At 45.7% G+C, this 14,651-nt stretch carries 13 protein-coding genes; 10 read left to right on the top strand and 3 right to left on the bottom strand.

Annotated features, from left to right (window positions below; genetic code table 11):
- Window positions 1-72 precede the first annotated feature (72 nt).
- A complete protein-coding gene (locus V7M78_RS06135) occupies window positions 73-1,047 on the top strand; it encodes a DMT family transporter (RefSeq protein ID WP_333647491.1) in 975 nt (324 codons plus the stop codon).
- Here the strand turns inward: V7M78_RS06135 and V7M78_RS06130 are convergent.
- The gene (locus tag V7M78_RS06130) at window positions 1,042-1,524 is read right to left on the bottom strand and encodes a YbaK/EbsC family protein (protein WP_333647489.1); all 483 of its coding nucleotides are present in this window, start codon (window positions 1,522-1,524) and stop codon (window positions 1,042-1,044) included. The genes V7M78_RS06135 and V7M78_RS06130 overlap by 6 nt on opposite strands.
- Window positions 1,525-1,701: 177 nt before the next feature.
- Here V7M78_RS06130 and V7M78_RS06125 point away from each other — a divergent pair, with 177 nt between their 5' ends.
- The 9 genes from V7M78_RS06125 (at window position 1,702) to V7M78_RS06085 (ending at window position 12,399) form a co-directional block, all read left to right on the top strand.
- A complete protein-coding gene (locus V7M78_RS06125; protein WP_333647487.1) occupies window positions 1,702-3,741 on the top strand; it encodes a DNA topoisomerase in 2,040 nt (679 codons plus the stop codon).
- Between the two features lie 12 nt (window positions 3,742-3,753).
- Window positions 3,754-4,437 carry a UDP-N-acetylglucosamine pyrophosphorylase gene (locus V7M78_RS06120; protein WP_333647485.1) on the top strand — a complete coding sequence of 228 codons (684 nt, stop codon included), beginning with the start codon at window positions 3,754-3,756 and terminating at the stop codon, window positions 4,435-4,437.
- Between the two features lie 350 nt (window positions 4,438-4,787).
- The gene (locus V7M78_RS06115) at window positions 4,788-5,408 is read left to right on the top strand and encodes a molybdenum cofactor guanylyltransferase (RefSeq protein WP_333647483.1); all 621 of its coding nucleotides are present in this window, start codon (window positions 4,788-4,790) and stop codon (window positions 5,406-5,408) included.
- Between the two features lie 23 nt (window positions 5,409-5,431).
- Complete coding sequence (locus V7M78_RS06110; protein WP_333647481.1) at window positions 5,432-6,256, top strand: formate/nitrite transporter family protein; 825 nt, start codon at window positions 5,432-5,434, stop codon at window positions 6,254-6,256.
- Window positions 6,257-6,742: an NADH-quinone oxidoreductase subunit NuoE family protein gene (locus tag V7M78_RS06105; protein ID WP_333647479.1), complete on the top strand. Its 486-nt coding sequence runs from the start codon at window positions 6,257-6,259 to the stop codon at window positions 6,740-6,742. It abuts the gene before it with no gap.
- Window positions 6,743-6,761: 19 nt separating this feature from the next.
- On the top strand, window positions 6,762-8,024 hold the full coding sequence (locus V7M78_RS06100) for a complex I 51 kDa subunit family protein (protein ID WP_333647477.1): 1,263 nt from the start codon (window positions 6,762-6,764) through the stop codon (window positions 8,022-8,024).
- A gap of 47 nt (window positions 8,025-8,071) precedes the next feature.
- Window positions 8,072-10,768 carry a formate dehydrogenase subunit alpha gene (fdhF, locus tag V7M78_RS06095; RefSeq protein ID WP_333647775.1) on the top strand — a complete coding sequence of 899 codons (2,697 nt, stop codon included), beginning with the start codon at window positions 8,072-8,074 and terminating at the stop codon, window positions 10,766-10,768.
- Window positions 10,769-10,841: 73 nt separating this feature from the next.
- The gene (locus V7M78_RS06090) at window positions 10,842-12,041 is read left to right on the top strand and encodes a molybdopterin molybdotransferase MoeA (RefSeq protein ID WP_333647475.1); all 1,200 of its coding nucleotides are present in this window, start codon (window positions 10,842-10,844) and stop codon (window positions 12,039-12,041) included.
- Between the two features lie 22 nt (window positions 12,042-12,063).
- A complete protein-coding gene (locus V7M78_RS06085; RefSeq protein ID WP_333647473.1) occupies window positions 12,064-12,399 on the top strand; it encodes a DUF1904 family protein in 336 nt (111 codons plus the stop codon).
- Window positions 12,400-12,487: 88 nt separating this feature from the next.
- Here the strand turns inward: V7M78_RS06085 and upp are convergent, their stop codons facing one another.
- Window positions 12,488-13,117 (bottom strand): uracil phosphoribosyltransferase, encoded by a 630-nt coding sequence (gene upp, locus V7M78_RS06080; RefSeq protein ID WP_333647773.1) that lies wholly within the window; start codon window positions 13,115-13,117, stop codon window positions 12,488-12,490.
- Window positions 13,118-13,146: 29 nt separating this feature from the next.
- Entirely contained in the window at window positions 13,147-14,472 is a 1,326-nt protein-coding gene (locus V7M78_RS06075) for a uracil-xanthine permease family protein (protein WP_333647471.1), read from the bottom strand.
- Between the last annotated feature and the right edge of the window lie 179 nt (window positions 14,473-14,651).

The raw sequence follows: 14,651 nt of genomic DNA, 5'->3' as shown, positions 1-14,651 counted from the left end.
AAAGAAATAGGAAGCGCCCTGCGGGCAATATATAAGAAGCGCCCTGCGGGCATACCATGATGCCCAGAAAACATGGGCAATATATATGAAGCGCCCTGCGGGCATACCATGATGCCCAGAAATCTTGGGCAAGAAATAGGAAAGGACATCGTAAGTGTACATATGATTCAAACGGCTGAAAAAGGCGTAAAAGCCTTGTCCGTCCTCGGACTGATTGTAACCACTGTTATATGGGGCAGCGCTTTTGTTGTAATGAAAAATTCCATAGGGGTCATTCCCCCCACCTATGTACTGGCCCTGCGTTTTACCATCGCCTCTGTTGGGCTGGTGATCATATTCTGGAAGCGGGTCATGGCTCTTAAAACGCCGGATTTATTGAGGGGAGGGCTTCTGGGAGTATTTTTATTTATCAGCTACTTTTTCCAGACCTATGGCTTAAAGTATACAACAGCCAGTAAAAATGCCTTCATCACCACCTTGTACGTAATTCTGGTGCCCTTTCTTCATTGGTTTTTCAATAAAAAAAGCCCCTCCAAAAATCACGTGGCAGCGGGTGTCATCGCGGTCATAGGGCTTGCGCTCTTATCTTTGGAAGGGGATTTATCTGTCAATATCGGTGATTTTTTAACCTTTATATGCGGCTTCTTCTATGCCATTCATATCGTTTTCATTGACCGCTATACCGCAGACCATGATCCTGTCGGCCTAACAGTCCTTCAGATGGTGACAGCGGCTGCTTTAAGCTGGCTGGTGGCTCCGCTTTTAGAAGGAACCCTGGATTTCGGAGTGATTCACGGTTCCATGCTGACGGGAATTCTATATCTGGGCATTTTCAGCACCATGCTCTGCTTTTTATTTCAGAACATGGGCCAGAAGCATTTAAGTCCCAATACATCTTCCATTATACTGTCCTTTGAAGCGGTGTTCGGCCTGATCTTTTCCGTTGCCTTTTTAGGGGAAGAGATAACCCCCAGGCTCATTGGAGGATGTGTGCTGATGTTTGCCTCCGTCATTTTGTCGGAATACAGAAAAAAAGGCTCCTTATAAAAGCTCAGGAGTTTTGCAGACATCGATCCATTCTGCTGCCTTAGAAAGCCTTGTAAGTTCGTCACAGGTCACCTCAATGGCTGAGTTGGAGCTTCCGGCAGCAGGAAATACAGTGTCAAAGCGCTTTAAGGAAACGTCTAAAAAGGTGGTGACGTGCTCCGGATTTGCAAATGGGCACACACCGCCGATTTCGTGTCCGGTGAGCATGGACACCTCACTTGCTCCCAGCATTTTGGCTTTGAAGCCGAACTGCTTTTTAAACTTTCCGTTATCGATCTTTGTATCCCCTGCCGTTACCACCAGAATGCAGCCGTTTGTTTCATTTCCATGAAAGGACATGGTTTTTGCAATGCGGGCAGGCTCCACATCAAGGGCCTGTGCAGCCAGCTCCACAGTTGCGCTGGACACGGGAAATTCCCTTACAAGGCCGTCTTTATCAAATTCTTTTAAGTATTCTTTTACTGTTTGTACTGACATCAATCAAAAACTCCTTTTCATAAATGTAATAAAATCATAAAGAAATTGTTTGTTATTGTACCATTGATAATCTATTTTTTCAATGTTATAATAGGCTTTGTCGTAAAAATTTGCTATTCATGGGTTTTAATGATATAATAGAAGAGTTACTATCAAAAAAAAGCAGCAGGGTGATATATGTCTAAATCGTTATACATTGCAGAAAAACCGAGCGTGGCCCAGGAGTTTGCCAATGCCTTAAAGGCAGGCGGAAGGCGCAAAGATGGATACATAGAATCGGATGAGGCTGTCATAACCTGGTGCGTCGGCCATCTGGTCACCATGAGCTACCCGGAAAGCTATGACCCGAAATACAAACGGTGGAGCCTTTCCACCCTTCCTTTTCTCCCTAAGGAATTCAAATACGAAGTAATTCCCGGCGTGGAGAAGCAGTTTCGGATTGTAAGCGGTCTTTTAAACCGGCCTGATGTGGACACTATTTACATATGTACGGACTCAGGACGGGAAGGAGAATACATATACCGTCTGGTGGCTCAAATGGCAGGAGTGAAAGGGAAGCTCCAGAAACGGGTATGGATTGATTCCCAGACAGAAGAAGAGATATTAAGAGGAATCCGTGAAGCCAAGGATGCATCGGAATACGACAATCTTTCCGCATCAGCTTACTTAAGGGCCAAGGAAGATTATTTAATGGGAATTAATTTTTCCCGCCTGCTCACACTAAGGTATGGGCAGCATATTTCCAATTATTTAAAAAGCGGAAAAAATACGGTCATATCCGTGGGCCGTGTCATGACCTGTGTCATGGGAATGGTGGTGCGCAGAGAGCGGGAGATCCGGGAATTTGTAAAAACTCCCTTTTACCGGGTCATCGGCACATTTACCTCTCAGGACATGGACTTTGACGGGGAGTGGAAAAGCGCTCCCGGCTCCAGGTACTTTGAATCCCCCTTCCTCTATAAGGAAAATGGGTTCAAGGAGAGAAAACATGCGGAAGAACTTGTCAGGGTTCTTTCGGAGATGGATCCTATGGAGGCAGCCGTAGCTTCTATAGAAAAGAAAAAGGAGACGAAAAATCCTCCTCTTCTTTACAATCTGGCAGAGCTTCAAAACGACTGCTCTAAGATGTTTAAGATCAGTCCTGACGAAACATTAAAGGTGGTCCAGGAGCTTTATGAAAAAAAGCTGGTCACCTATCCCAGAACGGACGCCAGGGTTCTTTCCACAGCAGTGGCAAAGGAGATCCATAAGAACATAGGCGGACTTAAGGGCTTTGAGCCTTTGTCTCCGGCAGTGTCAGAGGTGCTGGAAAAGGGTTCTTTTAAAACTATTGAAAAAACCAGATATGTCAATGACAAGCAGATTACGGATCACTATGCCATCATCCCAACAGGACAGGGTATGGGAGCCTTAAGAAGCTTATCCAGTCTTTCTTCTAAGGTGTATGAGGTCATAGCCAGGAGATTCTTAAGCATTTTTTATCCTCCGGCTGTTTACCAGAAGTATGCTCTGGAGCTGGAAGCCGACAAAGAACACTTTTTTGCCAATTTCCGGGTGATGCTGGAAGAAGGCTATTTAAAGGTGGCTGACGTATCGGGCGTAAAGAAAAAGCAGGAAGAAAAAGGTGAGGGAACAGCTTCTGATGAAGAGACTCAGGAAGCCTCCCAGAATAACATGGATAATCCAGCCTTTGTCGCCATGCTGGGTTCTTTGAAAAAGGGAATGAAACTTCCCATAAAAGAACTGACCATCAAGGAAGGAGAAACCTCTCCTCCCAAGCGTTACACCTCCGGTTCCATGATCTTAGCCATGGAAAATGCGGGACAGCTAATCGAGGACGAGGAACTGCGGGCCCAGATTAAGGGCAGCGGCATCGGAACCAGTGCCACCAGAGCCGAGATTTTGAAAAAGCTGTGCCACATCAAGTACCTTTCCTTAAATACCAAGACTCAGGTGATCATTCCCACCCTTTTGGGAGAGATGATCTTTGATGTGGTCAATACCTCCATCAGGCAGCTATTAAACCCGGAGCTGACGGCAAGCTGGGAAAAGGGCCTGACCTATGTGGCAGAGGGGAGCATAACCCCGGAGGAATATATGCAGAAACTTGAGAATTTTGTTGCCGGACGCACCTCGGGCGTGTTAAGGCTGAATAATCACTACGATCTTTTCAGTATATTTGATGCCGCGGCAGCTAATTATAAAAAACAAAAATAGGAGATTGTGAACATGAAAAAAGAAGATATGACAAACCAGGACTTGTTTGACACAAACCATACTCTGGCTAAATTATTATTTGAACAGACTACTTACCCATGGGAGGTTCTTCCCAAAATCAGCGAATTTATCGTTTCTCTGGGAGAGCGTCTTCCAAAGGATGAGTATGTTCATGTGGGAAAAGCCGTATGGATTCACAAATCCGTAAACATTCCTCCTACAGCTTGTATGGGTGAAAATGTCATCATCGGCAAGGGTGTCCTGATCCGCCACTGTGCATTTATCAGAGGAAACGCCATCATTGGAGATTTTGCAGTGATTGGAAATTCCTCAGAGGTAAAGAATGCCATTATTTTTGACGGTGCTCAGGTTCCTCACTTTAACTACCTGGGAGATTCCATTTTAGGCTTCAAGGCTCACATGGGCGCATCTTCTATCGCTTCCAACGTAAAATCAGACAAATCTCTGGTTACTGTTCATGCAGAAGACGGAGATATTGAAACAGGACTTAAGAAATTCGGTGCCATCATTGGCGATTTTGCAGAAATCGGCTGCGGCGCTGTATTAAATCCAGGAACTGTTGTAGGTCCAAAATCTAATATTTATCCTCTGTCCTGTGTCAGGGAATGTGTGGATGCTAACTCCATATATAAGAAGCAGGGTGAAGTAGTTGAGAAGGTTGTAACAGAGGAATAACTCAATCAAGAATAACGCTATTAAGAAATTAGGTATACCGGATATGCAGAGAATAAGCAGATTTATTCTCTATATATCCGGTATTTTTTTACTTGTTTTTATAAAAAAACAAAAGCATAGTTTTCTGGTATGAATGTGCAAATACAGGATAAATGTTAAAAAATTGTCTATTACATACAAAATCAGGGAGGGTAATTTGACCATTTTTATTTATATTGACATATAAGAGAGATGGTGATAAGATAAAAACAGTTGCTAAAAAAGTTTTTTAACTTCAAAAAATTTTTTAGTTAAAAAGTTTTTTTAGGGTCCGCGGGAGAAGCGGATGATACGAATAAAAAAACCGGGGGGTGATTTCTTTCGAAAAGGCAAATGAAAAAATTAAAAATGTGACAGCCGCAATTTTATGCGGAGGAAAAAGCAAAAGGATGGGTTTTGATAAAGCGTTTCTCATGGATGAGCACCATTATCTGCTGCTGGAGACGGCCAGAAGTTTAAAGAGCCTGTTTGAGCAGGTGGTTCTTGTCAGTGATACAAAGTCAAAATTTGCTGATGTGGAAGGTTTTGAAGAGTTTGGCATTTTAGAGGACCGCTATATCCAGAAGGGGCCCATAGGAGGAGTCAGCACTGCCTTAGAGCAGATTCAGACGGAATATGCTTTTATTATGGCCTGCGATATGCCGTTGATGAACCTTGGCTTAATTGACCGGATGTACGGAAAGCTGGGCCGGGAACAGGTTCTGCTTTGCAGCCATGGAGAAAAGCTGGAACCTTTGTTCGCTTTTTACCATAAGTCCTGTCTTCCAGCTTTCAGGAAGCGGATTGAAGAAGGCGAACTTAAACTGCGAAGCGCTTTTTCCGAACTTCAGGTGGGCACCTATTGTTTAAGTAAGGCGGAGATAAGTGCCATCACCAATTTAAACACACCGGAAGATGTAGAGAAATGGAGCCGGAACATATCAAAAAAATAAACTGTGTTGAACAGGAGGGGAATATGGGATTTTTAAGTCCGACAGAAACTTTAGATATTTTAGGAGACAAAGCGAAAGCAAAAACAAAGTTATCTTTTTTAAGGTTATTTTTACTCTCTATCTTGGGAGGTACATTTATTGCAGAAGGCTTTTTAGCCTGCATCAGAATTTCAGGAACCATGCCTGCAGAGTGGGGCAGTTTTGCTAACTTTATGGGCGGATGTCTGTTCCCTATCGGGCTTGTGGCAATTGTGCTGGTGGGAGGAGAATTAGCCACCGGAAACATGATGGTCATGACAATCGGTGTATTTCAGAAAAAGAATTCCATGGGGGATTTAATCTATAACTGGATTGTGGTTATGGTGGGAAATATGGTAGGAGGTATTCTTATCGCCTTTCTTTTCGGACATATCGTGGGAATGACAGAAGGGGCCTTTTTGAATAAAACCCTTGCCATTGCAAATGCCCGCATCAATGATCCGCCTATGGTGGCTCTGGTTTCCGCCGTTGGCTGCAATATCTTCGTCTGTATGGCCGTGTGGATTGCTACCAGCGCCAGGGACTCTGCCGGCAAGATTTTCGGTATGTGGTTCCCGATCATGGTTTTTGTGACCATCGGATTCCAGCACGTGGTGGCAAATGCTTTTGTCGTTCCTGCAGCTATCTTTTCAGGTGCGTCTGAGATTACCTGGGCAGCTTATATGGAAAACTTTGTTATTGTTTTTATCGGCAACGCCATTGGAGGAGCCCTGGCCTTTGCCTTACCCTGCTGTCTGATGCACAATACCAAGAAGGTAAAGCAAGCCAGCGAATGTGAGGCCAAAAAAGTGATAGAAAGGATTAGTTAAATGGATACAAGAGTAAGAGAAGAAAAACTGAGAATCATTCGTCAGGACAGAAAAAAACAGGAAAATATTTTAGAGATTTTAATTGATCTCCAGTTCGCCTCAGAAGACGGTTATATTGACCAGGAAACAGCAGCCCTGGTGGCAAAAGAGCTGCATATGACGGAAACCCGCGTGTATGAAATTGTCAGCTATTACGCCATGTTAAAGGATAAACCGCAGGCAAAATACGTCCTTAAAATTTGCAACAGCTCACCTTGTCATTTTTCCCGTTCTGAAGAGGTGGCCTTATCTCTGGAGAAAAAGCTTGGAGTGCCCATGGGAAAGACAACCGATGACGGACTTTTTGCCTATCACTATATTCCCTGCGTGGGAGCCTGTGATATCGGCCCGGTCATTAAAATCAAAGATACCGTATTTGGCAATCTCAGCGACGAAAAAGTATCTTCTTTGATTGATGATCTGCGCAGAGACAAAATAGTTGTTTAAGAGGAAAGGGGAAAAGACAATGGCAATGAAAGAACCGGTCCTGTTAAAACGAATTGGGAAAATGAAAGACCCTACTTCGATTAACGAATACATAGAATACGGCGGCTTTGACGGGCTGAAAAAAGCCGTAACAATGGACAAAGAAGATATTTTAAAAGAATTGGATACCGCTTTGCTTCGCGGAAGAGGCGGCGCAGCTTATCCCTTGGGACGCAAATGGCGTCATTTATACGAAAGTGCCGATACTCCCAAATACATTGTCTGTAATGCAGATGAAGGAGAGCCGGGCACCTTTAAGGATAAAATGCTGCTGGATAAAGATCCTCTCAGCATTATTGAAGGCATGCTGATTGCCGCATACGTCTTTGGTTCCAATGACGGATTTATCTATATCCGGGGGGAATACCGCCATATTCAGGCAGTTTTCCATCAGGCAGTGAGCAATGCTTTGGATGCCGGATACCTGGGAAATCAGATCATGGGTATCGAGGGCTTTGACTTTCAGCTTCACATCGTTTCCGGAGGCGGAGCCTATGTCTGCGGAGAGAACTCTGCACTCTTAAACTCTGTTGAAGGAAAAACCGGACGTCCAAGGGTAAAGCCTCCTCATCTGGCTGACGTAGGACTTTACTTAAAGCCAACTCTTGTGAACAATGTGGAATCTTTTGCCTGTGTTCCAAATGTCATCAATATGGGCGGAGAGGCATTTTTCCAGCTTGGCACAAAGGACGGCGGCGGCACCAAACTGGTCTGTCTGTCCGGACACATTAAAAACAGAGGCATTTACGAGGTTCCTCTTGGAACTCCTTTGGATGAGATTCTCTACAGCGAAGAATACGGCGGAGGCACTTCCACCGGAAGGCCCATTAAATTCTGTCATTTCGGCGGACAGTCCGGCCCCATCGGAACCAGTGAGCAGATCAAAGGCCGTATGTACGATTACGGAGATTTCTGGTTTAACAAGCTGGCTATCGGCTCAGGCGCCATTGTGGTCATGGATGACAGCGTAAATGTGGTGGACTATATTGCCAGCGTCATTGAATTTTTTGTTCATGAGTCCTGCGGCAAATGTACGCCCTGCCGCCTGGGAACCACCCGTCTTTTGGAAATGATCCATACCTTCCAGCGCCACAAAGGAAAACCAGGGGATCTGGAAAGAATGGAAAAAATGCTGGAACATATCACTTATCTGTCCGCATGCGGACTTGGTCAATCGGTATCGGTTTCTGTGAATTCTGCCTTAGAGGGCTATAGAGATGAATTCGAAGCCTGTATCAGTTAATGGAGAAGGAGGAAAACACTGTGTTATCAACAGAGAAAAATAACTCTATGATTGAGCTGGAAATCGACGGCCGCGCCATTTCCGTACAGAAGGGAACCACCATATTAGAAGCCTGTAAGACACTGGATATTGAAATTCCAACCCTTTGCCATATGAAGGAGCTGGCTCCTGATGGCTCCTGCCGGATGTGCGTGGTAGAAATTGAGGGAGGAAGAAAGGGCGGACTTGTTCCTTCCTGTGCCGAGCACTGCGCTCCCGGAATGAAGGTGTCCACCCGTTCAGAGAGAGTGGTGGAGTCCCGGAAATTTATACTGGACCTTCTTTGCAGCAACCATGTGTTTACATGTTTTAGCTGCGCCGCTAACGGTGACTGCAGACTCCAGGATTACTGTCTGGAATATGGGGTAGAAAAAACCAGTTATACATTTGGAAAGCGGGTAGGAATCAACGAATCAGACAAAAGCAATCCGTTTTTCACCTTTTACCCGGAAAAATGCATTATGTGCCGCCGCTGCACCAGAGTGTGCCAGCAGCTTCAGGGCCGGGATGTAATCAGCATCTCCAACAGAGGCTTTGATGCCCGTATGAGCCCCAGCTATCAGCTTCCCTGGAGGGAATCTATTTGTGAATCCTGCGGAAACTGTGTGTCCAACTGTCCAACCGGAGCCCTTTCCTCCAAAGACCAGGAAAAGCGTTACAGGGCCTGGGAAGTGGAAAAGGTGCGCACCACCTGTCCTCACTGTGCCACTGGATGTCAGATGGACCTTCTGGTGAAAAACAACAAGGTGGTAGGAGTTGATCCTGCCGACGGACCTTCAAACCGGGGACTTCTCTGCGTAAAGGGCAAATTCGGCTCCTATAAATTTGTTCATTCCGGAGACCGTCTCACCCATCCTCTGATCAAGCGCAACGGACAGTTTGAAAAGGCAAGCTGGGATGAGGCCCTGGACTTAATCGCCAGTCGTTTTAAAGAAATTAAAAAGAAATACGGAGCAGATGCCAATGCAGGATTTTCCTGTTCCCGTGCTCCAAACGAAGACAACTACGTTTTCCAGAAAATGATGCGTGCTGCCTTTGGCACCAACAATGTGGATAACTGTGCGAGAGTCTGCCATTCCGCATCTGTTCACGGCCTTGCTACCACCTTAGGTTCCGGTGCCATGACTAATCCCATCCAGGATATTACAGAGGATGTTGATATGATCCTTTTGGTGGGTTCCAATCCTACAGAGGCCCATCCGGTTGTAGGTGCTCAGATTCGTCAGGCTATCCAAAGAGGTACAAAAATTGTTGTAGTAGATCCTCGTAAAATTGATTTAGTAAAAGATGCGGCCATTCATATGCCTATTAAGGCAGGAACCAACATCGCCTTTGCTAATGCAATGATTCACGTGATCATCGAAGAAGGTCTTGCAGATATGGACTTCATCCGTGAGAGGACCGAAGGCTTTGAAGAACTGGCTGAAATCGTAAAAGATTACACTCCTGAAAAGGTTGCCGAAATCTGCCACATCGATGCCGAAGACATCCGCCAGGCTGCAAGAATGTATGCCAAGGCGAAAAAAGCGCCTATCATCTACTGCCTGGGTGTGACAGAACATTCCTCAGGAACAGAAGGCGTTATGAGCTTATCCAACCTGGCTATGGTAGTAGGAAAGCTTGGAAAATCCGGCTGCGGTATCAATCCTCTCCGTGGACAGAACAATGTTCAGGGAGCCTGCGACATGGGCTGTCTGCCTTATGACTTCCCGGGATACCAGAAGGTTGCCAATAAAGAGGTCCGGGAAAAATTTGAACGGGCATGGGGAGTTTCTCTCAGCGAAACCACAGGCCTTATGTCTACACAGGTGCTTCCGGGCGCTATTGACGGACGGATTAAGGGACTTTACATTTTCGGAGAAGATCCTATGGTCACAGACCCGGATACTGCACATGTAATCAAGTCATTGGAAAGTCTTGAGTTTCTCGTGGTACAGGAGCTGTTTATGACTGAAACAGCCAAATATGCTGACGTGATTCTGCCCGGCACCAGCTACACGGAAAAAGAAGGAACCTTCACCAATACGGAGCGCCGCGTCCAGAGGGTTCGCAAGGCCGTAACCTTAGAAGGCGAGATGCGTCTGGATACAGATGTGTTCTACGATGTGATGAACCGCATGGACTATGCCTGTGAAAGAAAGACCGCATCTGAAATCATGGATGAAATTGCCGGCGTGACACCGTCCTTTGCAGGAATCAGCTTTGAACGTCTGGATAACGGCGAGACACTTCAGTGGCCTTGCCTGGATAAAGAAAGCAAGGGCACATACATCATGCACGTTGGAAAGTTCTCCCGCGGACTTGGTTATTTCTATCCTGCAAAATACCGTCCTTCCCAGGAAATGCCTGATGAAGAGTATCCGTTTATGATGGTTACCGGACGTATGCTCTATCATTATAACACCAGGGCAATGACAGGACGGACAGAGGGACTTAATGAAATCTGCGGAGATTCTTACATTGAAATCAACGAGGGAGATGCCGTTGTTTTGGGAATTAAAGACGGAGACAGGGTTAAAGTAGCTTCCCGCCGGGGCGAAATTGAAACAAGAGCCGTGGTAGGAGATAAGATGTTCCCGTCGGAAGTATTTATGACCTTCCACTTTGAAGATGGAAACGTAAATAGAATCACTAATTTTGCAATTGATGACATTGCCCGCATTCCGGAATACAAAGTCTGCGCAGTGACTGTAAAGCGCGCATAAACTTATCATTTAAGAAAATCCGGTGTTTCGAAATAAGGAAACGCCGGATTTTATATAGAAAGGAAGAGCCTGATTGATTGAGTTGGAAGAAGCTATTGAACTGTTGTTAAACAGTGTAAAAAGTAAAACAGAAACAGAAAGACTGGACATTTTATCTGCTTCCGGAAGAATTTCGGCAGAGGATGTGACTGCAACCTTTTCCGTTCCCCATTTTCCTAAATCAGGAATGGACGGATATGCGGTCAGAAGCCAGGATACCAGGGGGGCATCAGAAGAAAGGCCAATTCATCTTCAGGTGATTGGTGAAATCTGTGCGGGGGAATACCTTTCTGTTTCAGCAAAGCCTATGACAGCAGCCCGGGTGATGACAGGCGCTGTCATACCGGAGGGCTATGACAGTGTCATCCGCCAGGAGGATACGGACTACGGCAAGGAGAAGGCGGCCATATATGCGGAGGTAGAAGCAGGGCAGAATTATTGCAGGATTGGGGAAGATATTGAGGCGGGAAACTTGATCATCCCCCGCCATACCCGCCTGGATGCAGGCCATATCGGCGTGCTGGCCAGCATGGGGATCATGGAAATTGAAGTGTTTCAGAGGCTGGAGGTTGGTATTATTTCAACGGGAAGCGAGCTGGTGCCTCTGGCAGGCTCTCTTGGAAAGGTGGGAGTACATCCCAGCAGCGCTTATGCTCTTGCCGCTAAGCTAAAGGAACAAGGTGCCCAAGTGGCTTTTATGGAAATCTGTCCTGATGACCCGGAACTGTTTTTTGCTATGCTGAATCAGAAAACCGGCCAGGCAGACGTGATCATCACCACAGGAGCACTTTCCGTAGGAAAAAAAGATTTTCTTCCGGAAGCATTGGAAAAGATGGGGGCAAAAAGGCTGTTTCATGGGGTGAACATGCGTCCGGGAACACCAGTGATGGCCAGTGAGTATAAGGACAAGCTCATCCTCAGTCTGTCGGGCTATCCGCTTGCGGCCATGGTCAACTTTCAGTTGTTTTTCTGGCCTGTTATGGCGAAGATGACGGGAGATGAATCCCTTTTCTGGAAGAAGGCCACGCGCACAGTGGTGGAAGGAAGGGCCAATGAGGCAAACAGGAGACGGTTTGTCCAGGCTTTCTGCGATGAAGCCGGGGTTCATATTTTAGAGAGAAAACACCACTCCTCTGTTTTGTCCGGCATACTCAGTTCAAACTGCATCATCGATCAGAAGCAGGGTACCGTAATCCTTCCGGGAGAGACGGTGGAGGTTCTCTATTGGAAATAAGGTGCAAAAGAGAGGAGACATTATGCCCAGACTGGTTTTTAAAAATATAGAAAAAGAAGATGTGAAAAAGTTTTCTCTGGAAAGGGTGGAGGAGTTGTCCCGGATCATTGGCTGCCCTCAGGACTGGATCACCTTTGAATACATGGAAAACACTGTTTTCAATGGAGGCATCGATATTACGAAGCAAAGCCTTTATGTTGAAATCAGTTGGTTTAAGAGAGAACAGGAGATTCAGGACCGGCTTGCTGCTGAAATTCACAGCGCTCTGGACAAACAGTTTGGAGGAGCAAGAGAAATCACCATTATCTTTTACGAACTGGAAAAAGAGAATTATTATGAAAACGGAGAACATTATTAACCTGTTTCTTCTATAATAAAGATTAAAAAGCTGCCCGGCCAGGGAACCTTATACAAGGAAGTCCATGGCTGGGCAGCTTTTCTGTTTTTTATTTTGTTCCGAAAATCCGGTCTCCCGCATCTCCCAGTCCGGGACAGATGTAGGCGTTTTCATTTAACTGACGATCCAGATGTCCGATGTAGATCTGAATGTCCGGGTGAGCCTCCTGAAGCCTTTTTAAGCCTTCCGGAGCGGCAATGATGGCCATAAATTTAATATGCTTGCCTCCATGGGCTTTGATGAAGTCAACAGCAGCAACAGCGGAGCCGCCGGTTGCCAGCATGGGGTCGGTGACAACGATGGTTCTCAGCTCAATAGGGCTTGGCAGCTTGCAGTAGTACTCGTGAGGCTCATGAGTAACCTCATCCCGGTACAGTCCGATGTGTCCCACCTTTGCAGAAGGAACCAGGGCCAAAATTCCGTTTACCATTCCAAGTCCTGCCCGGAGAATGGGGACAATAGCCATTTTTTTGCCGGCAATCATAGGGGTCATACATGTTTCTAAAGGAGTTTCCACCTCCACATCCTGTAAGGGAAGATCTCTTAATGCTTCAAAGCCCATAAGCATGGCTATTTCTTCAATAAGAGAACGGAATTCGTTGGTTCCGGTCCTCTTATCTCTTAAGATGGAGATTTTGTGCTGAATCAGAGGATGGGTGAAAATTGTGACATTGTTCATGGAGTGATTCATAATAGTTTGTCCTTTCTTTAGTCATTTACTGTGTCAGGCGTTTCAGGCAGAATCAGGTTCATAAGGACACCTATCACAACTGCAATGAAAAGACCTGAAATGTTTAAGGTAACAGAACCAATTGCTATATTAAGGCCCCCGAGCTGTGCAAAGCCAAGGCCAAATACCAATATCAGTCCCACAATGGTTAAGTTTCTGCTGTGGGTAAAATCCAGGTTGGATTCTGCAAGGGAACGGATACCAACTGCGGCGATCATACCAAAGAGCATGATTTCAACTCCGCCTTTTACCGGTCCCGGAATGGTTTGTAAGATAGCTCCTATTTTACCGAATAAGCCCAGGACAATGGCAAATACAGCAGTAAGCCGCAAAAGCCTTGGGTTATAATTTTTCGTGGTTGCCAGAACTCCGGTGTTTTCAGAATAAGTGGTGTTGGCCGGACCGCCGATAAAACCGGCAAATAAGGTGGCAAGACCGTCTCCCGTAAGAGTACGGTGAAGTCCGGGGTCTTTTAAAAAGTCTTTTCCAACTACCGTTCCATTGGTTGTAATGTCCCCGATATGTTCCATAAAGGTGACACAGGCAATGGGAGCGATGGAAAGGATGGGGCCCAGGCTGAATTTGGGAAGTGACATAAAGGGCACTCCGTTTAAATCTTTGGTTCGAAATGGAATATTAATCCACGCTGCAGAAGAAATGGCTGTATAATCCATCTGAAAGATACCGGCAGCCCCTAAGATGACGCATAAGAGATAGCCTGCCGCAATTCCGATGAGGATTGGAACCAGCTTGAAAAAGCCGCGGGCAAAAATGGAGCACAGGATTACCACAAAAAGGGTAAAGAAGGCAATTCCAAGATTTAAGGCAATGGTAGGAGTCACTCCGTCTGCAAGGCTTAAATTGTTGGTGGCATCGTTGATTGCAGTGCCTGCCAGGTTAATTCCGATGACCACGATGACCGGCCCTGTAACAACTGCGGGAAATACTTTTTTGATCTTGTCCGCGCCGATGCGGTAAGCGATTAAGGCGAAGAGGAGATAGACCAGACCGGAAACAATAATTCCGCCCTGTGCGAGAGGTACGTTTTCCGGTATGATGGTTCCTTCCGGACGGATCACTGCGGTGACAGCAGCCAGAAAGGCGAAGGAAGAACCGAGAAAAACAGGAACCTTGAATTTGGTGCAGCAGTGAAAGATCAATGTGCCGACTCCTGCGGCGAACAAGGCCAGGGATGGATTAAGGCCCGTCAGCAGAGGAACCAGTACGGTAGCTCCGAACATTGCAAATAAATGCTGAATACTGAGTAAATAATCCCGGGGTGTAAGTTTTGTGCTGTTACTCATTTGTTTGCTCCATTTCTTTTTATTTTCCGAACTATTTTATCAAAGAAAGCGGTAAATAGCAACTGTAAAACCGTGGCTTCCAATAAAAAAATTGATTTTTAGGATGACTTGTAATATAATTAATATTTAGCTTAGAAATATCTGGAATAGGAAAAGGAGACCAGGAACCTATGAAGAAG

The organism is Lacrimispora sp. (genome assembly GCF_036758025.1).
Taxonomy (GTDB): Bacteria; Bacillota; Clostridia; order Lachnospirales; family Lachnospiraceae; genus Lacrimispora.
The sequence above is the reverse complement of the archived record's forward strand: the minus strand, read 5'-3'. Positions and strand labels throughout refer to the sequence as shown.